The following is a 23737-nucleotide window of genomic DNA, read 5'->3' on the forward strand; positions in this document are numbered from 1 at the left end:
TATCGAGATCCAAGCTGGCCCCCTCTGAGTTATCCACAGGCCGAGCGAGTTATCCACAGGGTAGAAAAGTTTTTCTTGCCAGGGTTGACAGGTAAGCCGCACGCTAGTGGGCATGACAAACTCAGCAACAGATATCAAACTGCGCAAACCAGAAGAACTCATCACAGTTATCCCATATCTTCTCGGGTTTCACCCTGAGCACAGCCTGGTGGTCGTTGGCATGGCTGGGCAAGAGGTGCGGTGCGTGGTCCGCACTGACGTGCCGGATTCAGGCACCCCGTCCTCCCCTGGCACCGAAGGCGGCCCGTCCTCCAATAGCGCGCGTGGACGCCAGCGGCACAAAACCGCCGCCTGTGCGGGGCCCAGCGATGAGGACTGCCCGGCCCCAGTGACGCAGACTCACCGCGCCTGCGAATGTCGCATGCGTGCCACGGCGACGAAGATCCGCCGTCGCACCGACAACAACGGCCCGGCTCGTCCCTGGAAACAAGGCGCGAGTAAAGCCGGCGTACCTGGACGGTTGGGCACCAACCCGAACGGGGCACCCGCTGGCATCGCGGCGCTGAATCGGATGCTGCGCTCACGCGGCTGCACTGGCACGCCTCGACCCTCGGATGAGGTCGCGGCCGCGCCGGAGGTGGATCTCGCCCCAGCTGATGGGTCTGTATCCGCGACAGCGGAGCCACCGACGCGGCCCGCCACAGAGACTGCTGCCGAACCAAGCCCGCCTCAGCCAGTCGAAAGCGGCAAGGCCCCCACGCCGATTCGCCGCCTCGGGGGAACGACCGAGATCGCCACGGTGCCGACTGTCGAGTTGGTCAATGACTTCGACGTGATGTACCTGCCTGATCCCGACCAAGATGCGCCGCCAGCGTCGATCTCCTATCCGGACTTGTCCGCGTTCCTGCTTGAGAACGGCTGTGACAGGGCCATCCTCGTAGGCTATGGGGCGAAGAGCCCGGTGAAGCGAGCCGTTGGTCGCTTCGGCACTCGGCTGGCCGCCTGCGGTGTGAAGGTGGTGGCTGGGCTCCGGGTGTGGGGCGACCGTTGGTGGTCTGTGCAGTGCGAGAAGGACGACTGCTGCACTAAACAAGGCAGGCCGATCCCCGAGACCTCGGCGGCGGCGACTTCGCTGATTTCGATGGGCAGTGCTGCTCTGAGCAGCCGGGAAGAGATGGCGGGGCAGTTGCGGCGGGTAGACGAGGAGACCTACCGCCAGGTTCGCAAAGCGACCGGAGAGCTTCTGACCGAGCAGCTTGACGACGTGCGTGACTGGTCGGAGGTGGTGGCCGATGAGATTGCGGCGGTGGGCTTTTGGATGGACCAGAAGCATCTTCCGCCGGTTTCCGATATCGCCGCCTTGTCTTTGTCGCTAGCGGATACTCATGTGCGTGGGGCCGCGCTGGAACGCATTAACCGTGAACCGGGGAGCGGCCGACTGGATCTGTGGGTCTGGTTGGTACGGCATATGGACGACGCTTTCGTGGCGCCCGCAGCGACTTTGGCGGGGTTTTGCGCCTATCGCTTGGGCAATGGAATCTTCGCGACCATGGCGCTGGAGAGGGCATTGCAATCGGATCCGCAGTACAAGCTCGCGGAGATCTTGCTGAAGCTGCTGCGGTCTGGGGTGTCGCCGGAGACTTTGGGGCAGCTCTTGGAAGGGCCGAGTTTGGAGGGGCCGAGTTTGGTGACCTGACTGTCGTCGTAGGTGGCGGGCATTCGAGCGGGCTGGCCCGGTGATCGGTCCGTTGCCTGGGGGTGAGCTTGGTTGCCGACCGCTAAAAAGCGGACGGCAACCACTTGGCCTTGCGCATATGCGCAAGGCCCCGTTCACTCTCGCTCGGACGGGGCATGCTGTGGCTGGATTTGCCGCCCGGTCCGGTCTCTACGTGAGGGTCGTGGCTAGCAATCGGCCGCCCGCAAGGTCAAGGTGATGAATGGCGCTAGCGGCGCCTTCGGCGTCGTGGGTGGCATGAACGACAGTCACTGGGCGGGAGCTCCCCGGGGTCAGAAAGGCATTGAGGTGTTCTTTGGCGTCAGCGTCGGGTCCGGTGGTGGCCTGCGTCAGGCAGGAGTTAGGTCTGATTGCTGGGCAAGCCCGTGGGGCAGAAGGACGCGCAGGAGCTGCCCTCCTCAGAAAGTGCCTAGACGGCGACCTCGCACCCGGTGACCTCACCGCCGAGACCGAGTTGCCAAACTCTGCCACTGAGATGACGGGGATCTAGTCGCGCCGCGCACATCGCGCGGCCGCCGCGGCTCGGATATAGACGAAACGTGCCGGCTAGACGACCGTTGTCGTGCTCGGGTTGAGGTTTCCGGTCTGCCACAGAGTCAGCATCACCATGACAACAACCAAGGCGGCGAACAGTATCCAAGGCACCGTCCGGCGCTGCTGTCGGGGAGTGAAAGCCAGGATCGCGCCGCATGCGGCACCGGAGATGAGGCCACCGATATGGGCTGTCCAGGAAATATTCGGGACGATAAAGGTAATCGCGAGGTTGAGGCCCAACAGAATGTACAGCCCCGAATTGTCGCGGCTGAGCTTGCGGTTGATGACCACCAATGCGCCGAAGAGTCCAAAGATCGCACCTGAGGCACCCGCTGAAAGGGTCTGCGGGTCGGCAAAGAGGTAGGTGAGGACGGAGCCGCCCAGGCCCGCCACGAAGTAGAGCGCGACAAAACGCGCCGAGCCTAGGTCGCGTTCCAGCACTCGCCCCAGAATCCACAAGACGACCATGTTGAAGGCCAAGTGCATGATCCCGAAGTGCAAGAACATCGAGGTGACCATGCGGTAATAGCCGCCGGAGGAAACAGATGACAGTTCGAACTCGGTGCCGAACAGGGAAACGAGGAAGTATCCGGGCGCGTTGTACATGGCACCGGCCAAGTGCAGCTGCGAGGCTCCACCCTGGAAGACGCCGACGCCGCTCACGGCGATGGTTGCGATAAACACGGCCAGGTTTATGCCGATGAGTGTCTTTGTCGCAAGGCCGTTCGCCCCCGAGACGCTGCCTCCGAAGGTCGAGCGCGCTTGCCGCATCGACTTTCGACCTTCGGAGACACAGTCGGGGCATTGGTAGCCCACGGGAGCCTCGGTCATGCAGTCAGGACAGATCGGCCGGTCACAGCGGACACAGCGGATGTAGGTTTCCTTTTTCTTGTGCCGGTAACAGACCGGTACTGACTGCGCGTTGTCCATTACTTCTGGATGGTAACGCGCTCAATGACAATGTCGTTGTTCGGACGGTCCATCGCGCCGGTGGATGTCTTCGCGATCTGGTTGACCACGGCTTTGGAGTTCTCGTCGGCGACCTCACCAAAGATGGTGTGGCGACCATTGAGGTGCGGCGTCGGTCCCACGGTGATGAAGAACTGCGAGCCGTTTGTTCCGGGCCCCGCGTTCGCCATTGCCAATAGGTGCGGCGAGCCGAAGTGAAGGTCCGGGTGGAACTCGTCGCCGAACTCGTATCCAGGGCCGCCGCGACCGGTTCCGGTCGGGTCGCCACCTTGAATCATGAATCCGTCGATCACCCGGTGGAAGATGGTGCCGTCGTAGTAGTTCCCCGCGCCCTTTTGACCGGTCTTGGGGTCGACGTACTCACGACTTCCTTCAGCCAGTCCGACGAAGTTCGCCACCGTCTGCGGTGCGTGGTTGTCGTACAGGTTTAGTTTGATGTCACCTTGATTGGTGTGGAGCGTAGCTACAGTCACGCCCACTATCGTGCCAGATGATCATGGCAACGTCCCACCCCGATGGGGGGATGACACAACACCGACCCCATTTTTTCGACCTTCGCTCTAGCGGCTACTAAACGCTGGAGCCGTAAGTATTCCCAGTTCACACGGCTATTGGTTCTGTATTTGTGGTGAGGAATTGGGGGGAGGAGCCCCGCAGGTGCGAATCGCCACACGAGGCGTCACTGGGTCAGCCCAATCCACGAGCGGGCCTAAACGCGATCGAACCTGTCGCCTATGCGGCTAGTCTTGGCAGTTCGCGTTGTCGTATTGGCTGTCCCAGGTGAGTTGCCACCTTTGCGTAAGACCTTGCCCTAAAGACAGGTCCTTGATACTTTCTCTCCCATTTGAGCTGACGGACGCGATTGATTGCGACAGTATGAAGGCGATAAGGAAACTGAGGTCGAGAGCGTTCGCAGCCGTGAATCCATCCAGAGACGGTGGCGCACATATGACACATCCGAGCGCAACGGCGGGCTCGGCTTTGCCACGTTGGTGAATTGAGTGTCAACGCGGTTCTCTTCTGGCTGTTCGGAAGTCAACCACAATGTGCGTAACAGGAGTACTCTGGTGACTTACGGCCAGGTGTTGTTGCTCATCACCTCAAATGAAGGAGGCAATATGGGCTTTATTAGCCGCCAATCCAGTCCGGCCCAGGAGTTCCGTGAGAACCTCTCCCGCGGAGTGGGGCATCTGCGTTGCGCAGGCGGAGCGGCCGCACGGCAGACCGCCGATTCCGTCTCGAGAGCTCGCGAAGTTGCGCGGCCAAAGCTGGACAATGCACTCGTTGTGGTCGGCGTGAAGAAGAAGCCGCGCAAGAAATGGCCGTGGGCGGTGGGCGCGATTGCGACCGGCGTCGTGATCGGAGCCGCTGGCGGTTACTTGTGGTACCGCAGCCGCAATGAGCAACTTTGCGAGCAGCTGCTCGTCGAAGAGTTGCTTGACAACGACGACGACCTGGATTTCAACCCCGAGCAGGTGGAAGACAAAGAGCTGACCGACGATCTGGTTGAGTCGGTGACGCGCTAATTCGCGCCAACTTAGCTTGCGCCTCTCGCCGCGCCGGTGATCGATGGTGATGCCTGCGCGCTGGTTGAGACGGCCTCGTCGGGAGACGATTCAGTAAGACGACTCGTATGGCCCGCCCAGAAGTGCTGAGCGCACGCTCAGACTCTGGGGCGGGCCATAGTCGTCTGTCTATGAAGGCGCCGCTATCCTCGTCGCCCACCAAGATCCCTGCCAGCGATGGTGCGTGACGAATCTCCACGAATGCCTTCCAGCAGACTGCTGGCAAGCGCGCGGAAATCTTGGACCGACCGTGCCGGCTCCGTCGGCGATCGGCCGGGGCAAAAAATAGTGCCGGGCCGACTTTTCGCTGCGGGGGGGAGTCAGCGAACCAGTCGACCCGGCATCAATGGGGGCGGGAATAGGTCTCCCAGCGCGAGTTTTAATCGCGCTCACAAGAATGATTCTTGCCCCCCAGTGACCGATTGTGAAGACTTGTGGGGTGGCGGCTATGCGACATGGCGCAAAACCGCCATTTTTCGTCTACTTGTCGTCATTGACTGATTGCCGAACGTATATATGCACTGCTGAACGGTGACATATATAACACAAATGCGGGGTGTGGATGGCACGACAAATGGGTGCGAAGGCCCCCGAAGAGGGACCCTTCGCACCCACCGAAGTAGGGATGAAATCTGTTAGGGGCTCTACGCCTTGGTCTCCTCGACCGCTTGTGCCAGCAGTCGTACACCCTCGTCGATGCGTTCGGCCGGAACCGCCGAGTACGCCAGTCGCAGCGAGGATTCCCCGCCTTGGAGCACAAAGTCGGTGCCTTTGACTACCTGCACGCCCAGCTCGGCGGCGCGCGGTGCCACCTTGGCCACGTCCACGCCTTCGCCTAGGTCCACCCACAGGAAGTAGCCGCCATCGGGCGTGACGAATTCTGCTTGTGGCAGGTGTTTACGCAAGCTTGTCGCCAGCTGGTCGACACGCTCCTCTAGCGCCTGACATACCGTCGCGATCGACCGGTCGATATCACCAGAGGCCGCGAATTGGTAGATCGTCGCCTGCGCGAAGTTGTTCGGCGCGATGTATACCGTCCCGGCCAGCTTCGCCACCCGGTCGATGAACTCCTTCGGGCCGATCATGTAACCGGTACGCAGGCCCGGACAGACCGTCTTGGAGAACGAAGAGGCGTACACGACCCGATCGTTGTGGTCCATCTCCTGCATCGTCGGCAGTGACTCGCCCCGGAAACGGATGTCCAGGTACGGGTCGTCTTCGAAGATCATGAAGTCGTATTCGGAGGCCAGCTCCAGCAGACGCCGTCGCTTGGTTTCCGACAGCGTCACCCCGGCCGGGTTTTGGAAGTTCGGGATGATGTGGGCCAGCGCCGGGCGCACTCCGCTTTTGAGTAGCGCCTCTAGTTCCTCGACGTTGATGCCGTCGTCATCTACCGTGACTGGGTGCAGCTGCCCTTTGCGTTGCCGCAGTCCCAGCAGGGTGCGGTCATAGGTGGGACGCTCCACGATCACCGGAGTGTCCTCGTTGACCATCAGATCGAACAGGAAGGCGTCGGCTTGCAGCGAGCCGTTGGTGACTAGGACGTTGTCCACGCTCACCTTGTGCTTGTTGGCCAGCCATTCGCGCATCTTGGGGAAGCCGTAGGCGTTGCCGTAGCCAGCAATCGCACCGGGATCTTCCTCCAGTGCCTTCCTCGAAGCGGTTTTGATGCCCTCGATGTCGACGATGTCGAGTGAGGGAGCACCACGTGAGAACGAAATTACGTCAGTAGCAGACATGACATCAAGACTAAGCGCCATGACTGGCCCGAAGAGAAGCAGGACCTGTTCAGGTCCAACAGTTACGGTTTTTGGTACTAATGTGGTCTGGCGTCCTCACCAGTTAATCCCTGCCAATCTTTGTGTGTAGCAGGAAGATCACCGTTTCTTGACACGGTGTTTCCGGGGCGGGATTTTTCACTGTGAGGCACGTTACTGACCCGCGATGAAGGGAGACGACCATGCTCGACCGTCCGCAATCTCCGAATCCGTACGATTTTCTACCTAGCGTCCCGAAATTCTCGGTGACCTCGGCTGACATCGCCGATGGTGAAACTTTGGCCCCACCACAGACCGCCCAGGGCGGCAATGTGTCACCGCAGCTGTCGTGGAGCGGTTTTCCGGCCGAAACCGCCGCGTTCGCCATTACTTGCTTTGACCCGGACGCGCCGACGGCCTCGGGCTGGTGGCACTGGATGCTGCTCAACTTGCCGGTGGAGGTCACCGAACTCGAAACTGGCGCGGGCGTGGCTGGAGCAAATCTCGGCGGTGCGGTGCAACTGCGCAATGACATGGGCGAGTACTCCTTTGGAGGGGCCGCCCCGCCGCCGGGGGAACCATTCGCGCACCGCTATATCTTCGCCGTGCACGCTCTGAAGCAGAAGCTGGATGTACCGGTGGACGCCTCGTGCGCTGTCGGCGGTTTCAATATCACCTTCAACGTGATCGGGCGCGGTCTGATCACCCCGATCTACCAGGGGTCCTAGATGAGCGAAGCGGTAATCGTCGCGGCGGTGCGCACCCCACTGGGGCGGCGCGGCAAAGCGTTGGCGGGTATTCACCCAGTTGACTTGGGTGCCCACGTGCTCAATGCCGTGATCGCCCGGGCCGGGGTTGAGCCTGAGGCGGTGGACGACGTCATGATGGGGTGCGTCTCTCAGGTTGGGGAGCAGTCGTGGAACGTTGGACGCAACGCGGTTTTGGCGGCGGGTTGGCCCTTTGAGGTTCCGGCGACCACGGTCGACCGGCAGTGTGGTTCCAGCCAACAGACGTTGCACATGGCCGCTGCGGCTGTGGAGTCCGGGCAGGCGAAAATGGTGGTCGCCGCCGGGGTTGAGTCGATGTCGCGCGTGCCCATGGGGTCTTCCGCTGGGTCCTCCGAGGGCCCGGATGGCTGGCCTTATGGCCCTTCGGTGCGGCGACGTTTCGCTGCGGAACCACACGTCAACATTGGGGTGCCGGTGCCGTTTAACCAGGGGATTTCAGCTGAGCTGGTGGCGCAAAAGTATGGCATCGACCGTCCGCGCATGGATGCCTTCGCGCTCAGTAGCCATCAAAAAGCCCAGGCGGCTCGTTCTTCGGGGGCGTTCGCGGCCGAGATCGCGCCGGTGGGCGAGGTTCACCACGATGAGGGAATCCGGGCCGATGCGACCTTGGAGGCCTTGGCTGGACTTAAGCCCGCCTTCACGGAGGACGGGATGGTGACGGCCGGGACGTCTTCCCAGATTTCAGATGGAGCCTCGGCGGTGCTGGTCACTACCGAGGAGCACGCGCGCGCTTTGGGGCTGCGACCCATCGCCAAGTTCAAGGCGGCCACGGTGGTCGGCTCTGATCCGGTGATCATGCTCGATGGTCCCATCGCCGCGACGAAGCAGCTACTGGAGAAGGCCAAGGTGTCCATTGGCGATGTGGACACCTACGAGGTCAACGAAGCGTTCGCGTCGATTCCGTTGGCGTGGATGGACGCGGTTGGGGCAGATGAGGCGAAGCTCAATCCGCGCGGGGGAGCGATCGCGTTGGGCCACCCGCTGGGAGCGTCGGGGGCGCGGCTGGCTACGACCATGCTGCATCACATGCAGGCTGGTGGCGCGCAGCTGGGACTGCAGACGATGTGCGAGGGCGGCGGCATGGCCAATGCCTGCTTGCTGGAACTTCTCTGAGGCAACATTCCAGGCGTTATGTGGGCCCGATGCGACATCGGGCCCACTTTTTCGGCTATGGAGTTTGTGAACCCGCGCGGGCTGGCTGGGCGAAAGGGCCGCAGCGGCCGGGGTCCTAAGTGCTCCCTGAGGGTTCGCCTGTGTGTCGTGGCGCGAAGGGTCGATGGTCTCGGGCCAGAGAGGACGCGACCCCGAGATGCCCTGTTGGGCGCTATTTCCACTTCGAGAGGACGATGAGGGCGGCGACCATGGCGGAGAAGCCCACGGCCAGGTTCCAGTACTGCCACGCGGCGACTGGGTAGGCACCGCCGGAGAGGTAGAACAGCACGAGCCATCCGATGCCGAACGCGATCAGCGAGACTGCCGTGATCGGTACCCACTGCGGGCTGGGCTCATTGGCATCGCCGGTCGATTGTGAGCGGGCAGTGCCAGTAGCTGAGTAGTTTTTCTTCTTGCGAACTCGTGACTTTGGCATCGGTTTACTCCAGTTGAGGGTTCCGTTGGGTCTCGGGGCTGTGTAGAGCCCTTATCAGGTTTTTCTTCTTCCTGTGGTGGCGTGTTGTCGCGCCTGGTTGCGTTTCGGCCCTTGCCCGTACCCGCTGGGTGTGAACAAGCACCTCCGCCTCCCATGCACTGACAGCCACCATCCTGGCTGCGGGTCAAACCTGATAGGAGCTCATATGGCGTGAACCCTCTGTCGAGGGACATTGGCATTATCCAGGCTACTGCCTGTAGGTGCGAGTATCGCACATTGGTAGCGGACCCTGAGGCTGCGATGTGACCGATGCAACGCTTTCGAACGTCGCAGACCTGCGGTTTCACTGCCGAAGATGCGCAAGAACGGCCATAACGCGACGATGCTGGTCGCCATTGTCGGCCCCGAGGTCGAGCTTGGTGAATATGTTGCGGATGTGTTTCTCCACGGCACCGTCACTGATCACCAGTTCGCGACCGATCGTGCGATTTGCCTTCCCTTCGGCCATGAGGGAAAGGACCTCTCGCTCCCGTGGCGTGAGTCCGGACAAGGGGTCTGTCGTGCTGCGCCGAACCATCAATTGGGAGACCACTTGCGGATCGAACACTGTCTGGCCAGCGGCTACTCGGCGCAACGAGGCCATGAAGTCCTCCGCGTCGATGACTCGGTCTTTCAGCAGGTACCCAAAGGCGCCGTGACCGTCGGCGAGGAGGTCATCGGCGTAGGAGACCTCGACGTATTGCGACAGGATCAAAATTGGGGTGCCCGCCACCGCCCGCCGTGCTTTGATAGCGGCCCGGAGCCCTTCGTCAGTGAACGAGGGCGGCATCCGCACGTCCACCACCGACACGTCGGGTCGATGCTCGGCGACAGCCTCGACGTAGGCATCGCCGTCGCCCACGGTGGCCACGACTTGGCAGTGGAATTCCTCCAGCAGCGCCACTAGTCCTGAGCGGATCAGCACCGCGTCGTCGGCTACCACTACTCGCATGGAATCTGCGCCACGATGAATGTCGGTCCCCCTTCGGGCGAGGAGATGGTCAGGCTCCCGTCGACGGCCCGCACCCGGTCGGTCAACCCTTGGAGCCCGTGGCCTTTCCTCACGTGCGCGCCGCCTATCCCATTGTCGCCGACGCACACTTGCAGTTTGCCCGCATTGGTCCGCGTCAGCACCAGTGAGGCTTGCAATGCCTGGGAGTGCTTCGAAATATTGGTCAGCGCCTCGGCTGCCACAAAGTAGACCGCGTTTTCTATCGGTGCCTCGTAGCGTTCGGCGGGGTCCAATTCGATGTCGACGGGAACCGTGCTTCGGCTCGCCAGCGCGGAGAGCGCTGCGTTGAGTCCACGGTCGGTCAGGACCGGCGGGGCGATGCCTTGCGATAGGGCTCGCAGCTCGTTCAAAGTGTCTCGGGTTTCGATAATCGCTTTGTCGAGAGCTTTGTCGGCGTTATCGGGGTCTTGCTTCAGGTTGCGTTTGAGCCGGGACAGCTCCATACCTAGATAGACCAGACGTTGTTGGGGTCCGTCGTGAATGTCGCGTTCGAGTCGGCGTAGCGCGATGGCCTCTGCCGAGGTGGCGGCGGCGCGAGATTCAGTGAGCGTCTCCAGGCGTTCTTGCATGGTTCCGAAGGAGGTGAGCAAGACGCGGCTGAGACCGGATTGGAGGATGGCCATTGCGTGAATGAGCCAGGGCAGGGCCACGGCGAACAGCAGCCCAACGACGAAGTAGAGAGCCGTGGTGATGGCAATGGAGTCACCCAGCCCCAGCCAGAGGGCCGGAATCGTGGGATTGGAGTTGGGTGACCGGTTCAGAATCCAGCCATATAGGGGGAAGGCCAGGAGGCTGAGAGCGACGCACCACGAAACGATGGTCAGAAATGCTGTGACCAGGGAGAGTGGGAAGTTGATGACACACCACAGCAGGTTGAGCCAGGATTGTCGGTCGAAGAGCGGGTGCAAAAGGCGGCGGAGTGGACTGGCCGCCTGTGGTGGGCGGGAGTGGCTCGGGTCGGGAGTCTCTTGGCCAAGAATGGCCCGCATGCTGATAAGGCAGGTCGCGGCGAATCCACGCGCGACCCAGTGGACTCCGACGAAGACCACCACCCCCACACCAATGACAAGGGTCAACATTCCGAGGCTGACCCCGCCCATGACGAGGGTGAAAGCGATGACCGCGACGGGGAATGTGGCCAGAAGATAGGCGGTTTCCCGTCCGAGTCGGTGAATGATTGGCTTCATGGTTCCAAATCTAGGTTTGGCGCGGGGCTATATCGATCCTGTACGCAAGTGTCTTGCTGGTGGGGTCTGCCTTACCTTATGCCCATCTGTGGGGGCTATGGTCCGCCTCGACCGCTCCAAGACGTGAGTTAATGCCTGGACGCGGTGGGTTTTGGCTTCCGCCTTGTCATTTGGGAAGGGGAGGCTATCGTCGAGGGGAACCGGGGTTGCGGGCCCAGTCGGCCGAATAGATGTAAATTCCTCCACTTTCGTCCGCCACCTGAGGTCGGGTTCAGACGTTAAACTTGAAAGGACGTTCAATTCGCTTGAGGGGCGGGCATGAGCAACTACCCACGTGAGGGCGAGGCGTACCAGCGGCCGTCGCCAAGAGCGCGTAACGTATCGCGCACAGGGGTAGACCAGCCTTTTCCGGCCAACGAGGGCGAGCGGTCTGACCACAACGCCGCCGCCCCCTTCAGCTTCCGCACCGGAGATTCGGGCAGCCTTCCCGCCTCAGGGTCGGTATACGCGCAAGCTCAGACTCCTGCGCCTTCGGCCCCGCGCTCGTGGGACGACAGCCCCGACGCCGGGTCGTTCACCCCCGAGGCCGCCGCTGGCCGCCCATCCCCCCATCGAAGCGCACCCGATTCGGCTAGGGGCACAACGGCATTGCCGTCTCCTCCCGCCGACCCATATGGCAGCGACCCTTGGGCCACCTCCCCGGTGGCTGGAGCGCGGACAGGCCACAACCGGTTTGACAGTGCCTTGGCGGGCCAGGCCGATGCTGGCCCCTCACCACGTACAGACTCCGTCGCGGGCGCTTCCGGTGCCAGTGCCTACACGTCCCAAGCCGCTTCGTCACCTGGCTCCACCGCTGGCTCGGCTGCCCCAGTAACCCCAGCGGCACCCTCCGCCTTCGCCTCCCCCCCGAGTGCGAACCCCAAGGCCGCGTATCCGGTGTCATCCCCCGCCGTACCGCCAACCTCCCGGCCGCCCTCGGTGGGCCCCGCCATCGCGAAAGCGCCGACCAATCGAAGCACTAGCGTCAGTTCGGCCCGGGCCAGCGTGGGGCCGGTGGACGAGGCACCCCCGACTTCTCAGCCGCGCCCTCATCAGTTCGACCAGTTCAGCCCATCCCCCACCCGAGCTCAACAGGACGACCGCCACCCGAGGCCTTCGTTGGCCACACCCGATGTTGGTGGGTCCGCCCCCGCCGCCGACACCCTCCGCCTCCAGATCAGCCCTCCGAACCCGACCCCCTCGGAGTCCGCCTTCGCGCCTGGAGCGACCACGCCTAGCCCAGCTGAGCCTTCCCCGTCGACTGACTCAGAGAAGGACCGGTCCCCGGCCAGCCTGATCCCCGGCCCCGATGAGACCGCCATCCTCCCGCAGATCCCCGCCGACCCGTCCCCGGCCCCAGAGGGAGCCGACAAGGAATCTCGCCGCAAGCAATCGGTCAAACGACATCGCGATCACACTGGCCCCGCCGACGTGGTCCGCAAGGTCGTGCGCGGAGCCGGTGAAATCCTGGTGACCTTCGGCGTGATCGTGATGCTGTTCGCCGCCTATGAGATTTGGGGCGTGAGCGCGCAGATCAACTCCGCCCGCGACGAGGCCAGTGCCACGCTCGATGACCTGTGGGCCGAGCCGATTCCCGAGGAGGAGGACGGGGCGGCCCTCGTCCCGGAGATGGGCGACGCGTTTGCCCGCATGTGGGCACCGGATATTCGTTCTGAGCCGTGGGTGCTGGTCGAGGGAACTGATCTGGCCGATATCGAATGGGCTCCAGGGCGCTGGCGGGATGGGGCCTATCCGGGTGAGCAGGGCAATATGACGCTTGCCGGGCATAATGTTCCCGCGATTTTCCAGCGCATTCGCGATTTGCAGCCGGGCGACAAGGTCGTGGTGGAGACGCGAGACAATTTCTTTGTCTATGAGGTGCGGTTCGACCATGTTGTGGAGGACACGGCGATGGAGATTGTCGCGCCGGTTCCGCCTAGGCCCGACGGGAGCGCGGGTGGGCCCGGAGTGGAGCCGGGCGATGAGGACTATTGGCTGACGTTGTTCACGTGTGACCCGCTGTGGGATAACACCCACCGGTATGTGGTGACCGCGCAGCTGACTGACACTTTGGAGCGGGGAGAGGAGATGCCCGAGGCGGCGATTCAACCCAATCGTTGAGCCGCAGCGGCGTTTGTGACCCGTTTGTGAAACCCGAATCGACAGGACTGGATACGCATGTATAGCTGGATCTGGCGCAAGTTGCCGGGCAATGTGTGGGCCAAGACTGGGCAGTCGTTGACGTTGCTCGGTCTGACGCTGGCGTTGCTGTGGTTTGTGGCTTTTCCGGCTGTGCGGCCCATGTTGCCGTGGGTGGATGTCGATTTGGGTGATAACGACTTTGGGCCAGCTCCCACGACGTCGCAGGATGTCGATGGGGAGGAGGACGGGCAGTTGCCCGATGGGGTCACGGGCCCCAATCCCAGCTTTGACCCGGAAGACTATGAGACTGCCGAGGCACCTGATGGCGAGGGCGAGGGTGGCGGATGAGCCGCATCTTGGTGGCGGACTGTCGCGATTCTTTCGTGCATACGATCGTTGGCTATTTGCGCGCTGAGGGGGCTCAGGTGTGGGTGCGGCCCAGCGAGACGCTCACGATCGATGAGGCGGTGAGCATTGATCCGGATGGGGTGTTGCTTTCCCCTGGTCCGGGTTTGCCCGAGGAGGCCAAGATCTGCCATCAGCTGCTCGATCACTTTGCCGGCGCGGTGTCGATGCTGGGTGTGTGTTTGGGGCATCAGGTGATCGCCTCGTATTGGGGTGGGGAGGTGGTGCGGGCTGAGCAACTGCGTCACGGTGAGACTTCTGAGGTCACGCACGACCGCTGTGGGGTGTTCGCGGGCCTGTCGCAGCCATTCACGGCGACGCGGTATCACTCGTTGAGCGTTGATCCGGCGACTGTGCCGGATTGTTTGGCGGTGACGGCCACGACTGAGGATGGTGTCGTGATGGGTTTGCGGCATCGTCAGTTGGATGTGGAGGGTGTGCAGTTCCACCCGGAGGCGATTTTGACCGAGCATGGCCGTGACCTGCTGCGTAATTGGCTTCGTCGCTGTGAGCCGCCTGCTGAGGCCCGCCGCGCTTAGACGCCGCTGGCTGGGCGCGGTGGTGAACTTGGCCCTAGGTGCGCGGGGGCTGGGGCCGATAGGGGAATATAGGGAGCCAACCGATCAGTCGACCGTCACGCAGGGGGTAGGACGTAGATGGTGAAGGCCAACGACCCAACCACGCCGGAGGCCCCGTCGCGGAAGCGCGGGAATTTGTTGTTCGCTGCTGTGTTGATGGTGATATCCGGTGCGTGGCAGTTGTTTGTCGGTTATGCGGTGATTACTGGGGACACTTATTTGTTCGCCGGTGAGCAGTATTGGTACCGGGTCGACAACGCGGCGTGGGGCTGGGTGAATGTCCTGCTCGGGTTGACGGTGATCATGTTGGGCTATCTCTTGTTCAAGGGGTCGATGTTCGCCCGCATCGTCACGATCTTGATCGTGATGATTTCGGCCATCAATCAGTTTTTTCTCGCGCCGCAGTATCCGCTGTGGTCGACCTTGATCATTGTGGTAAATATCGTGGTGTTGTGGGCCGTGCTGACCTCGGAGGGTTTCTTGGCCGCCGGTGAGGGGCGCACCCGGGCGGGACGGCGGCGTTCTGGCCGGACAGGTCACCACCACGCCGCGGAGTAATGCGGCGGGCAGTGCGTGGGCCCAACTGGCGCTGTGTGGATGTTTTGGGTCGGGTTCGTTCTGGTGAAGCGGTAGGCCCGACTGTGACGGTGGGGTGTGCTGGGTTGCTGGATCGCGGTGGTGGTTGATCTTTCGTCGGGTATTCGACACAGCGAAGTCTCCGGAGTGTCGGACACAAGCCCGTCGCTGTGAAGCGTTAGGTTACGGCCATGAACGACCACATGAATACGTCCACCAACGTCTCGGATGAAGCCGAAGAGTGGGGTGACGTCTCCCCTGCTGGCTGTGGAACCGAAGCTCCGATCGCGAATCGTGGCAGCGTGGGAAGTGTTGAGAACTGGCTGGTGCTCAATGCGGCTGACCAGATTGTCGAAGTGGGGCAACTGCTGCGGCAGCAGGTTCGGACTTTGGACTACGTGACACCGGATCTCTTGACCGATGGTCGCACGTAACCCTATGGGGCGCAATGGATGTGCGATTTTCCTGTTCACTTAGAAGCCAGTTGCGACATACGCATGAAGAATACTCAGGATTCATCCGAACGGTTTGCCCCTCCTAGCCATTTGGGCTAGTGCGACCTCGGAAGTTTGCAGTAATGTGAACCACAACGCGAGAGATGCAACACTTTCCGCGTGGGTGGCCGCCTCGGCAAAAGGGCACTCAACGGGCACTGAGCAACACCGACAGATTCGCCGAGGCGGCTTTTTTCATGCCTGAAACAAGTTCCTCTCTCTGAGCGCCACTAACTTCGGCGCGGACTCCCCGATTCGCGACCGCGCCCCTGCTGCGAACGGGTTCTTTCTCGGCGAGCCCCGCCACAACTGAAATACCGCCTGTGCAGCGTCAGTGTCAGTTGCTACCGTCAAAAGGTGGAAAGTTTCGAACAACCCGGTGACGACAATGTGGGCCCGGTCCGCGCGCCTATGCACCCAGCCTGGATTCGCTGGTTGCCATGCAGTGTAGAGCTATTTCGGGTGGTCCCGAGCCTCGATCCGTTTCCAACGACGTGGTGGGATGAGCTATCCCCCGAAGATGGCACCCGAATTTGGGATGAGCCCGTCTGGTGCGACCCAGGCGACGTGGACGACTGGATCGCCGAGGCGCAGGAGAACATGCCCGGCACTTCCCGCGAGGTGGCCGAAAAAGAGGCTCGCGATGAGTACGACCACACGACTCAAGAACGCTCCGAGCGCATCGAGCGGTTTACAACCGCTTGTCGGCGCGCCGAAGTACCGGTTCCGCACACCGTGCGGCAACTGCTGCAATTCCTGATCAATATTGAGCTATACCGCGAGTTCACCGGCCCTGACGGCGAGCAATGGCTGGCACCGCAGCTGACCCGTAACCCGCTGGACGTGCTGGCGTTCGACCAGTCGGAAGCCTTGGAGGAGAGCGCGGACCAGCGCTCCGACTACGAGGAACTGACGACTATCGCCATTCGCAACCTGATTGGGGACGCCCCGCACTCGCATGGGTTGTCCGCAGATGTGACGCTCGACGATGAGCAGCCCGACGTCAGTGGGGCCGTCAACCTGCACGCTTTGGCCGAGGTGGCCGATGTCCCGGCTCCGGTCATCCGCGGAATGCTCCTGGAATTGGCCGCCAAGGGCGATATCTCGACAGAGGACACCGACCTGGAAACGGTCAAGATCGACGAGTCGTTCGAGCTGTCGGCGTCGGTGAAACTGCTGGCCGCCTACACCAACGATGAGCTACTGCCACCTGAGCACAGCTAAAGTCCCAGTCCAGTAGGGAACAGTGTGTTCCCCGAATGAGAACCGGTGCGTCATTGACCCCGTCGTGGTGTGAATTGGCGTGTGCCGGGCCAGTGGCGACACCCGGCCGGGTGTCGCCACGACTTCGCTTCAGGTTCGCGCACAGGCTTCGGGCTGGATCTCCTCCCCACGCGTGAGCGTGGGCACCGGCCTGGATCTGGCCTGGCGGGCCCAGCTTGGTTCATCTTCGTCCGCGACGCCCGCCGATTGGCCGCCCCATGGGGTTTACCTGCGCTTCACTGTGGCCCGCGTCGCGGATCTTTCCGATGTCTGGCTTTGAATATGGAGCGCCGCCAGTCACTCTCACATTCGGACAAAGTGATACACATCGATAGCTAACGGTGTGTTCGCCGTCTCTTTAGTCATATGTGTCGACAATTCGACACCACTACCTGGCCTTGTTCACCTTGTGTTCACTTTCGTGACGCCTCATGTGCACTTCTTTCATCTCCAATGAAACTGCACGCAACATCAACTTTGCGTGCCAGCCAACAGCTGTTGAACCAACCGGTTCGACTCGTACTTGGCCAGACCCACGGCAATGCAACCCATCGCCTCATGTTGGAGACGTAAGAGTGAACAAAGTTCACGGTGGATCGACCGCCCGGCGCAGCCTCATCGCTGTCACAGCCGCCGGAGCTCTCGCCATAACCGCAGGATGCGGCGGCGGCGGCCTAGAGCCCATCGCCGACTCCCCCTACGCCGACTACACCGGGCAACTGTCCGCCTCCGGAGCTTCCTTTCCCGACGCCTTCTACCAAGTCGCCATCGAGGAATTCGCCCGCTGGGCTCCCGACCTAGTCATCGACTACAACTCCACGGGATCGGGCACCGGTAAACAGGAATTCTCAGGCGGCCTCACCGCCTTCGCTGGCACCGACTCACTAGTGGGCGAGGGCGACAACCTCGACGCCAGCGACTTCTACTACCTGCCCACCGTCGCCGCCCCCATCGCCGTGTCCTTCAACCTCCCGGGCATCGACCAGGTGCAACTACGCCAAGAGACCCTGGCCGACATCTTCCAAGGCGACATCACCACCTGGGACGACCCCGCCATCGCCGCAGACAACCCCGAGCTGGACCTGCCCGATACGCCCATCACCATCGTGCACCGCGCCGACGGCTCCGGCACCACCGGCAACTACACCCGCTTCCTGCACGAAGCCGCAGACAACTGGCGGCTAGGCGCCGGCGACGCCATCGAATGGCCCACTCGCGCCCAAGGCGGCGACCGCAACACCGGTGTCGCCCAACTGGTCGAACACTCCGAAGGCGCCATCGGCTACATCGACTACGCCGACACCCGCCACCTCAACCTTCCCACCGCCGCCATCGAAAACGCCGAAGGCAACTTCGTCGCCCCCTCCCTCGAAGGCGCCACCGCCGCGTTGGCCGGAGCCACCGTCGAAGACGACCTCTCCTACAACCCGCTCAACGCCGCCGGTGCCGACGCCTACCCGATCACCTCCCCCACCTACCTGCTGGTGCGGCCCGACTACAGCCACAACCCCGAGCAAGGGAAAAACACCCACACCTTCCTGACCTGGCTGCTCACCGAAGGTCAAGACCTGGCCGCCGAGGAACACTACGCGGCCCTCCCCGAATCACTGCGCGAGCTCGCACTCCAGCAGCTAGACCGGGTGGAGTGGTAAATGACCTCCCTCGACAGCTCTCCCGACAGTTCCCAAGATCGCAAGATCATCGGACGTGGCTCCCTGGGCGACGGGGTCTTCAAAGCCACCGTCACCTCGGCGGCCGCCCTGGTGCTGGTGACCCTCGGTCTCATCCTCGTAGCCTCGGTCTATCAAGCCTGGCCGGCTCTCAAACACGCCGGAATCAACTTCGTCATCGGAGACCGCTGGGTCCCGCACGAAATGATCTTCGGAGCCCTGCCGTTCATCTTCGGCACCGCCGTCACCTCGATCATCGCCCTCATCTTCGCCGTTCCCATCGCGATCGGCATCGCCCTGTTCACCACCGAATACGCGCCGAAGTGGCTGCGTACCCCGGCGATCACCGTCATCGACCTCCTAGCCGCCATCCCCTCGGTCGTGTTCGGGCTGGTCGGCATCCTGGTGGTCGCTCCGTCCGCGTTCACCTTCTACGACAGCATCCACAACGCGGTCGGCTCGATCCCGCTGCTGGGCACACTCTTCGGAGAACCCACCACTTCCGGGCGCACCTTCTTCACCGCCGGAATCATCCTGGCGGTCATGATCATCCCGATCGTGACCTCCATCAGCCGCGAAGTGTTCTCCACCGTCCCCGAAGCCTTGAAACAGGCCTCCTACGCGCTGGGCTCCACCCGCTGGGAAATGATCAAAGGTTCCGTCCTGCCGCACTCCTTCGGCGGCCTCGTCGGAGCCTCGATGCTGGGCCTGGGCCGAGCGATGGGTGAGACGATCGCCGTGGCCCTGGTCATTGGCGGAGCCACCCAAATCACCGCCAACCTGTTCGACTCGGGTAACACCATGGCCGCCGTCATCGTCCAGCAATGGGGCGAATCCTCCGGCGTCCACACCGCCGGACTCGTCGGCATCGGAGTGGTCCTCTTCGGCATCACCGTCACCATCAACCTGCTGGCCCGCGTGGTCGTGCGCCGCACCGAAGCTCGCATGAGGGGGGTGGGCGCATGAGCCTGCTGACGGACCAACCAACCTCCAGCTCACCCGAGCCCGACCTCACCAGTCGCGGAGTATCGCTGCGCCGCCGACTCACCAACCACGCCACCTCCGTCGTAATCGCGCTGGCCATCCTCGCCGCGGTCATCCCGCTGGGGCTCGTGGTCTACCAAGTGGTCTCCCGTGGATCGGGCATGATCAGCCTCGACTTCCTCAACTGGGACATCCCACGCAACTATCGGCGCGAAGGGGCCGGGATGGGACCGGCCGTGCTTGGCACCATCCTCATCACCGGAGCCGCCGCGCTCATGGCGATCCCCGTGGGTATCGCCGGGGCGATCTACCTCAATGAGTTTGGCAAGAACAAGCCGTTGGCGAAGGTCATCCGGACCATGGCCGACGTCATGACCGGTGTTCCCTCCATTGTGATGGGTTTGTTCATCTACATCGTGTGGGTGCTGACAACCGGCAAACAGTCCGGCTTCGCCGGAGCGCTCGCGCTGGCCTGCCTCATGCTGCCCATCGTGATTCGTTCGGCCGAGGAGATGTTGAAGCTCGTCCCCGACGAGCTACGTCAGGCCTCTGCCGCCTTGGGTTCGCCCCAATGGAAGACGATCCTCACCGTGGTCTTGCCCTCTGCGGCCTCCGGCATCACCTCCGGGTCGCTGCTGGCCGTGGCTCGTGCGGCGGGAGAGACCGCGCCGGTGGTCGTCACCATCGGGATTGCCTTCAGCCCCAACTGGAACCTTTTCGACGGCGGCAACACCACGTTGGCCGCCCAGATTTATCGCAATGCTTCGATGGCGTTCGAACCGGCACAGGAACGCGCCTGGGGCGCGGCACTGACCCTCATCGCCATCGTCATGATCTTCACCCTCGCGGCTCGATTCATCGCCAGCCGCTACGCCGTTAAGGAGCGCTGATATGCCCAACATGTCGAACGCACACGCATCGAAGATCCGCACCGCCAAACCGGAGGTCGGTGGGTCAGTTCTGGAGGAATCCGGAGCGACCGAGTCGATCATGGAACTCGACCGCGTCAACGTCCACTATGGGGCACACCACGCCGTGCGTGATGCGTCGATGGTCGTGCGGCGCAACCAGATCACTGCCATGATTGGGCCGTCCGGTTGCGGTAAGTCCACTGTGCTGCGCAGCCTCAACCGCATGAACGACCTAGTCAACGGGGCGCGGGTCACCGGCGGCGTCACCTATCGAGGCCAAGACATCTACGCGCCCAACGTCGACCCGATCCAGGTGCGTCGACACATCGGCATGGTGTTCCAGAAAGCCAACCCCTTCCCCAAGTCGATCTTTGACAATGTCGCCTATGGGCTGCGCATCAACGGCATGACCGACAATCTTGCCGACCGCGTAGAGCAGGCGCTCAGAGGCGCGGCACTGTGGGACGAGGTCAAAGACAACCTCAAGAAGTCCGGTCTGGCGCTGTCGGGAGGCCAACAGCAGCGACTGTGTATCGCGCGGACGATCGCCGTGGAGCCAGACGTGGTGCTCATGGACGAGCCATGTTCGGCGTTGGACCCCATCGCCACGGTGAAGGTCGAAGAGCTGATGCACGAACTGGCCCAGACCTACACGATCGTCATCGTCACGCACAATATGCAGCAGGCGGCCCGCGTCTCCAAGTACACGGCGTTCTTCTCGGCCGACCTTGACGAGGCCGGAGAACGCTACGGGCACCTAGTCGAGTTCGACGACACCGCCAAGATCTTCTCCAGCCCCAGCGATCAGCGCACCGAGGACTACATCACGGGCCGCTTTGGCTAGTCGATTAGCCTCAGCAGCACTCATCGCACAGTGGCCCTGACTTCTGGCTGGCTATGAGGTTCGGCCCGTTACAGGGTGTGTGGAATGACCATGACCTTTTGATAGGTGTAGTCGCGCATGGCCGAGGCCACGCCCTCTCGGCCCACGCCGGATTCCTTGATGCCGCCGTAGGGCATCTGGTCGGCCCGGAACGACGGTACGTCGCCGATAATGACGCCCCCGACCTGCAACGTGCGATGGGCGTGCATCGCTTGCGACATCGAGTCGGTGAACACGCCCGCCTGGAGACCGAAACGGGAGTCGTTGATCGCGGCTAGGCCCTCCTCAAAGGTGCGGACGCTTTGCAGGACCAAGACGGGGCCGAATATCTCCTCCCGCATGACCTTTGAATCGGCGTCTACGTCGGTCAGGAGGGTCGGCTCGACTGTGGCCCCCTCGCGAGCGCCACCGGTCAGGAGCGTGGCGCCTTCGGCCACAGCCTCGGCGACCCAGTCGGCTACGCGCTTGGCGGCGGCCTCGTTGATCAGTGGCCCGACTTTGCACGTGGCCTCGGAGGGATCGCCGGTGCCTAGTTCGGCGATCTGGCGCATGATGCGGTCGCGCATGTCGGAAAACGCCGCTTCTTCGATGTAGATGCGTTGCGCGGCGATGCAGGACTGCCCGGCCTGGTAGTTGCCGAAGGTGGCGATGCGTTGGGCGGCCCAGTCGCGATCGGGGTAGTTGGTGGTGACCAACGCGGCCCCGTTGCCGCCCAGTTCCAACGTCAGGTGCTTGGTGGGCACTTGGGCGCGCAGGCGGTTGCCCACGACCTCTGAACCGGTGAAGGACAGTACTGGCAGGCGCGGGTCGTTGACCAGTGCCTCGGCGCGTTCGTTGGGGACCGGTAGGACCGACAGGGCTCCCGGTGGCAGTCCGGTCTCGGAGACGATCGCGGCCAAGTGCAGCGCCACCAGCGGTGTGGCTGGGGCGGGTTTGATCACGATCGGGCAGCCCGCGGCGATGGCGGGCGCTACTTTGTGTGCCACGAGGTTCAGTGGGAAGTTAAACGGCGTGATGCCCAGTACTGGCCCACGCGGGAAGTGACGCACCATCGCCATGCGTCCTACCGCCCCTGGGTCGGTGTCGAGTCGTTGCAGCGAGCCCGAGAACCGTCGTGCCTCCTCGGCGGCCCACCGGAACGTCGAGACGGCGCGGTTTACCTCCACGCGTGCCCAGGTGATGGGTTTGCCAGATTCGGCGCAGATGAGCTCGGCCAGGTTTTCGGTTTCTTCGGCCAGGCGGCGGCGCACATGGTCCAGCGCGGCGGCGCGTACGTGCGCGGGCAGCTCGGCGCACTCTTCGGCGTCGGCCCAAGCCGTGGCGATTGCGGTCTCCACTTGCGCGGGCGTGGCCCACGATGTCGCGCCCACCGGGGCCGAGTCCCAAGGGTGGGTGATGAAGAATTCCTCTTCCCCGTGCTGGGGTCGCCCGGCCACCCATATGGGGGCGACGGGGCGCAAACGATGTGCCATGTCCTTAGCCTAAAGGTCAAGACTGTGAGTTTCGGCCCTTATGCGGCAGCGATTGCCCACGGCGGTCTCATAAGAGTGACGATGCCCTCGATATGAATGTGGTGGAGAGAAACGCCAGCACAGGCGCTCTTGGCCGCGTGGATACCTCGGCGCGGTCGGCGTGCGTGGCTGAGCAAAGGCCTAAATTGTCGAATGGGGTGGAGGACACTAGCGCGAACAAGGCATCATGGTGCATATGAGCGAACAACCACAACAGGGAGCGGGATACCCGCAACCGACCTCTGGGCAACCCGCGCAGGCTCCCGGGGGATACCAACAGCAGCCTTACGCCTCTCCGCAGGCGCAGTATCAACAGCAGGCGTACGGATACGCGCCCGCAGGACCGTCTTTTTTTGACAAGATCGGTGTGCCATCCCTTCCGGCCATCCTGGCCCTGTCGGGTCTGGGTGGATATCTCGTCGCTACGCTGATCGCCGGTTTCGGTGAGGACGCGATGCGCTCTTTCACCATCGGCACCGTCGGTGGCGTGCAGACGACCTCGACTGCACTACTGGTTATGGTCGGACTGACGTTCTTCCTGGGCCCGCAGTTGCGCAAGCTATGGCAATCGCTGGCTCTCGTGGCCGGGGTGCTGGTCTTCAGCAACTTCCTGGTGACCGCGGTGTCCGATCACGGTTCGCAGATGAACTTTGAGACCGGTGAAGTGACTTCCTCTGGTGACAAGGGGGACGCCGCTGCCTGGATCGGTGCGATCATCCTGATCGCCGCCGTTGGTTGTCTGGTTGCCGCCGCTCTCCTGCGCGGTGGACCGGAGTCTGAGGAAGACAAGGCCGCCAAGGCCCAGCAGCAGGCCGCGGCCGCCGCCGCGCAACAGCAGATGCAGCAGCAGTACCAGACTGGCCAGGTAGCCCAGCCGCAGCAGCAGCCTTCGCAGCCGCAGCAGCCCGGTCAGCCCGGACAGCAGTGGCCTCAGCAGTAACCCGATTGGTTCTGTCAACCAGCCAGATCGCACGTGACAGGGATTTTCGCCGTGGCGCGATGCGGTCTTTATGCAAAGTGAAAGTTGAACTGGTTCTTCGTCGATAGAGAGCGAAGTCGGCTCGGACGGCGCCGTCGGTGATCACGCTGGCGGTTGAGCCGTTGGGC

The 23737-nt window shown here is 62.7% G+C and carries 22 protein-coding genes; 15 read left to right on the forward strand and 7 right to left on the reverse strand.

The window, feature by feature from the left end; all coding sequences use genetic code 11:
• The first annotated feature begins 112 nt into the window (after nt 1-112).
• Entirely contained in the window at nt 113-1696 is a 1584-nt protein-coding gene (locus JQS30_RS00140; protein ID WP_213171401.1) for a DUF4192 domain-containing protein, read from the forward strand.
• Between the two features lie 585 nt (nt 1697-2281).
• Here JQS30_RS00140 and JQS30_RS00145 read toward each other — a convergent pair.
• Nucleotides 2282-3199 carry a rhomboid family intramembrane serine protease gene (locus tag JQS30_RS00145; RefSeq protein ID WP_213172895.1) on the reverse strand — a complete coding sequence of 306 codons (918 nt, stop codon included), beginning with the start codon at nt 3197-3199 and terminating at the stop codon, nt 2282-2284.
• Nucleotides 3199-3711, reverse strand: a complete 513-nt coding sequence (locus tag JQS30_RS00150) for a peptidylprolyl isomerase (RefSeq protein WP_213171402.1) — start codon at nt 3709-3711, stop codon at nt 3199-3201. The genes JQS30_RS00145 and JQS30_RS00150 overlap by 1 nt, the downstream gene beginning before the upstream one ends.
• Before the next feature lie 594 nt (nt 3712-4305).
• Here JQS30_RS00150 and JQS30_RS00155 point away from each other — a divergent pair.
• Nucleotides 4306-4764, forward strand: coding sequence for a hypothetical protein (locus JQS30_RS00155; protein WP_213171403.1), 459 nt, complete (start codon nt 4306-4308; stop codon nt 4762-4764).
• 683 nt (nt 4765-5447) lie between these two features.
• On the opposite strand, the gene JQS30_RS00160 is transcribed toward JQS30_RS00155, so the two are convergent.
• Complete coding sequence (locus tag JQS30_RS00160; RefSeq protein ID WP_213171404.1) at nt 5448-6542, reverse strand: aminotransferase-like domain-containing protein; 1095 nt, start codon at nt 6540-6542, stop codon at nt 5448-5450.
• 221 nt (nt 6543-6763) lie between these two features.
• Between JQS30_RS00160 and JQS30_RS00165 the strand changes: the two genes are divergently transcribed.
• Complete coding sequence (locus tag JQS30_RS00165; protein WP_213171405.1) at nt 6764-7288, forward strand: YbhB/YbcL family Raf kinase inhibitor-like protein; 525 nt, start codon at nt 6764-6766, stop codon at nt 7286-7288.
• A complete protein-coding gene (locus JQS30_RS00170; protein ID WP_213171406.1) occupies nt 7289-8461 on the forward strand; it encodes a thiolase family protein in 1173 nt (390 codons plus the stop codon). It begins immediately after the preceding gene.
• A 211-nt stretch (nt 8462-8672) separates the two neighbouring features.
• Here the strand turns inward: JQS30_RS00170 and JQS30_RS00175 are convergent, their stop codons facing one another.
• The 3 genes from JQS30_RS00175 to JQS30_RS00185 form a co-directional block, all read right to left on the reverse strand.
• Entirely contained in the window at nt 8673-8936 is a 264-nt protein-coding gene (locus tag JQS30_RS00175) for a cell division protein CrgA (protein WP_213171407.1), read from the reverse strand.
• Nucleotides 8937-9279: 343 nt separating this feature from the next.
• Nucleotides 9280-9927, reverse strand: a complete 648-nt coding sequence (locus JQS30_RS00180; protein WP_213171408.1) for a response regulator — start codon at nt 9925-9927, stop codon at nt 9280-9282.
• Complete coding sequence (locus tag JQS30_RS00185) at nt 9918-11174, reverse strand: sensor histidine kinase (protein ID WP_213171409.1); 1257 nt, start codon at nt 11172-11174, stop codon at nt 9918-9920. The genes JQS30_RS00180 and JQS30_RS00185 overlap by 10 nt, the downstream gene beginning before the upstream one ends.
• 318 nt (nt 11175-11492) lie before the next feature.
• Here JQS30_RS00185 and JQS30_RS00190 point away from each other — a divergent pair, with 318 nt between their 5' ends.
• The 10 genes from JQS30_RS00190 (at nt 11493) to pstB (ending at nt 21080) form a co-directional block, all read left to right on the forward strand.
• Nucleotides 11493-13334: a sortase domain-containing protein gene (locus JQS30_RS00190; RefSeq protein ID WP_213171410.1), complete on the forward strand. Its 1842-nt coding sequence runs from the start codon at nt 11493-11495 to the stop codon at nt 13332-13334.
• A 57-nt stretch (nt 13335-13391) separates the two neighbouring features.
• Complete coding sequence (locus JQS30_RS00195) at nt 13392-13703, forward strand: hypothetical protein (RefSeq protein ID WP_213171411.1); 312 nt, start codon at nt 13392-13394, stop codon at nt 13701-13703.
• Nucleotides 13700-14299 (forward strand): anthranilate synthase component II, encoded by a 600-nt coding sequence (locus JQS30_RS00200; protein WP_213171412.1) that lies wholly within the window; start codon nt 13700-13702, stop codon nt 14297-14299. Before JQS30_RS00195 ends, JQS30_RS00200 begins: the two co-directional genes overlap by 4 nt.
• Nucleotides 14300-14416: 117 nt before the next feature.
• Nucleotides 14417-14896: a DUF7144 family membrane protein gene (locus JQS30_RS00205; RefSeq protein ID WP_213171413.1), complete on the forward strand. Its 480-nt coding sequence runs from the start codon at nt 14417-14419 to the stop codon at nt 14894-14896.
• A 209-nt stretch (nt 14897-15105) separates the two neighbouring features.
• Nucleotides 15106-15348 (forward strand): hypothetical protein, encoded by a 243-nt coding sequence (locus tag JQS30_RS00210; RefSeq protein ID WP_213171414.1) that lies wholly within the window; start codon nt 15106-15108, stop codon nt 15346-15348.
• 417 nt (nt 15349-15765) lie between these two features.
• Nucleotides 15766-16632: a DUF6042 family protein gene (locus JQS30_RS00215; protein WP_213171415.1), complete on the forward strand. Its 867-nt coding sequence runs from the start codon at nt 15766-15768 to the stop codon at nt 16630-16632.
• A gap of 614 nt (nt 16633-17246) precedes the next feature.
• Nucleotides 17247-18323: a phosphate ABC transporter substrate-binding protein PstS gene (gene pstS, locus JQS30_RS00220; RefSeq protein WP_246497974.1), complete on the forward strand. Its 1077-nt coding sequence runs from the start codon at nt 17247-17249 to the stop codon at nt 18321-18323.
• Nucleotides 18324-19307 carry a phosphate ABC transporter permease subunit PstC gene (pstC, locus tag JQS30_RS00225; RefSeq protein WP_213171417.1) on the forward strand — a complete coding sequence of 328 codons (984 nt, stop codon included), beginning with the start codon at nt 18324-18326 and terminating at the stop codon, nt 19305-19307.
• Nucleotides 19304-20215: a phosphate ABC transporter permease PstA gene (pstA, locus tag JQS30_RS00230; RefSeq protein ID WP_213171418.1), complete on the forward strand. Its 912-nt coding sequence runs from the start codon at nt 19304-19306 to the stop codon at nt 20213-20215. The genes pstC and pstA overlap by 4 nt, the downstream gene beginning before the upstream one ends.
• Before the next feature lies 1 nt (nt 20216).
• Nucleotides 20217-21080, forward strand: a complete 864-nt coding sequence (gene pstB / locus JQS30_RS00235) for a phosphate ABC transporter ATP-binding protein PstB (RefSeq protein ID WP_343076145.1) — start codon at nt 20217-20219, stop codon at nt 21078-21080.
• 68 nt (nt 21081-21148) lie between these two features.
• Here the strand turns inward: pstB and JQS30_RS00240 are convergent, their stop codons facing one another.
• Nucleotides 21149-22591 carry an aldehyde dehydrogenase family protein gene (locus tag JQS30_RS00240; RefSeq protein WP_213171419.1) on the reverse strand — a complete coding sequence of 481 codons (1443 nt, stop codon included), beginning with the start codon at nt 22589-22591 and terminating at the stop codon, nt 21149-21151.
• 235 nt (nt 22592-22826) lie between these two features.
• Between JQS30_RS00240 and JQS30_RS00245 the strand changes: the two genes are divergently transcribed.
• The gene (locus JQS30_RS00245; RefSeq protein WP_213171420.1) at nt 22827-23570 is read left to right on the forward strand and encodes a hypothetical protein; all 744 of its coding nucleotides are present in this window, start codon (nt 22827-22829) and stop codon (nt 23568-23570) included.
• The last annotated feature ends 167 nt before the right edge of the window (nt 23571-23737 follow it).

It is taken from the genome of Natronoglycomyces albus (assembly GCF_016925535.1).
Lineage (GTDB): Bacteria > Actinomycetota > Actinomycetes > Mycobacteriales > Micromonosporaceae > Natronoglycomyces > Natronoglycomyces albus.

Excerpts from the sequence above, each read along its gene's own strand:
- JQS30_RS00185 (WP_213171409.1), bottom strand. The coding sequence starts at position 11,174 with ATGAAGCCAATCATTCACCGACTCGGACGGGAAACCGCCTATCTTCTG.
- JQS30_RS00210 (WP_213171414.1), top strand. The coding sequence starts at position 15,106 with ATGAACGACCACATGAATACGTCCACCAACGTCTCGGATGAAGCCGAA.
- JQS30_RS00175 (WP_213171407.1), bottom strand. The coding sequence starts at position 8,936 with ATGCCAAAGTCACGAGTTCGCAAGAAGAAAAACTACTCAGCTACTGGC.
- JQS30_RS00195 (WP_213171411.1), top strand. The coding sequence starts at position 13,392 with ATGTATAGCTGGATCTGGCGCAAGTTGCCGGGCAATGTGTGGGCCAAG.
- pstB (WP_343076145.1), top strand. The coding sequence starts at position 20,217 with ATGCCCAACATGTCGAACGCACACGCATCGAAGATCCGCACCGCCAAA.
- JQS30_RS00140 (WP_213171401.1), top strand. The coding sequence starts at position 113 with ATGACAAACTCAGCAACAGATATCAAACTGCGCAAACCAGAAGAACTC.
- pstA (WP_213171418.1), top strand. The coding sequence starts at position 19,304 with ATGAGCCTGCTGACGGACCAACCAACCTCCAGCTCACCCGAGCCCGAC.
- JQS30_RS00180 (WP_213171408.1), bottom strand. The coding sequence starts at position 9,927 with ATGCGAGTAGTGGTAGCCGACGACGCGGTGCTGATCCGCTCAGGACTA.
- JQS30_RS00200 (WP_213171412.1), top strand. The coding sequence starts at position 13,700 with ATGAGCCGCATCTTGGTGGCGGACTGTCGCGATTCTTTCGTGCATACG.
- JQS30_RS00165 (WP_213171405.1), top strand. The coding sequence starts at position 6,764 with ATGCTCGACCGTCCGCAATCTCCGAATCCGTACGATTTTCTACCTAGC.
- JQS30_RS00245 (WP_213171420.1), top strand. The coding sequence starts at position 22,827 with ATGAGCGAACAACCACAACAGGGAGCGGGATACCCGCAACCGACCTCT.
- JQS30_RS00160 (WP_213171404.1), bottom strand. The coding sequence starts at position 6,542 with ATGTCTGCTACTGACGTAATTTCGTTCTCACGTGGTGCTCCCTCACTC.
- JQS30_RS00145 (WP_213172895.1), bottom strand. The coding sequence starts at position 3,199 with ATGGACAACGCGCAGTCAGTACCGGTCTGTTACCGGCACAAGAAAAAG.
- JQS30_RS00170 (WP_213171406.1), top strand. The coding sequence starts at position 7,289 with ATGAGCGAAGCGGTAATCGTCGCGGCGGTGCGCACCCCACTGGGGCGG.
- pstC (WP_213171417.1), top strand. The coding sequence starts at position 18,324 with ATGACCTCCCTCGACAGCTCTCCCGACAGTTCCCAAGATCGCAAGATC.
- JQS30_RS00190 (WP_213171410.1), top strand. The coding sequence starts at position 11,493 with ATGAGCAACTACCCACGTGAGGGCGAGGCGTACCAGCGGCCGTCGCCA.
- JQS30_RS00205 (WP_213171413.1), top strand. The coding sequence starts at position 14,417 with ATGGTGAAGGCCAACGACCCAACCACGCCGGAGGCCCCGTCGCGGAAG.
- JQS30_RS00240 (WP_213171419.1), bottom strand. The coding sequence starts at position 22,591 with ATGGCACATCGTTTGCGCCCCGTCGCCCCCATATGGGTGGCCGGGCGA.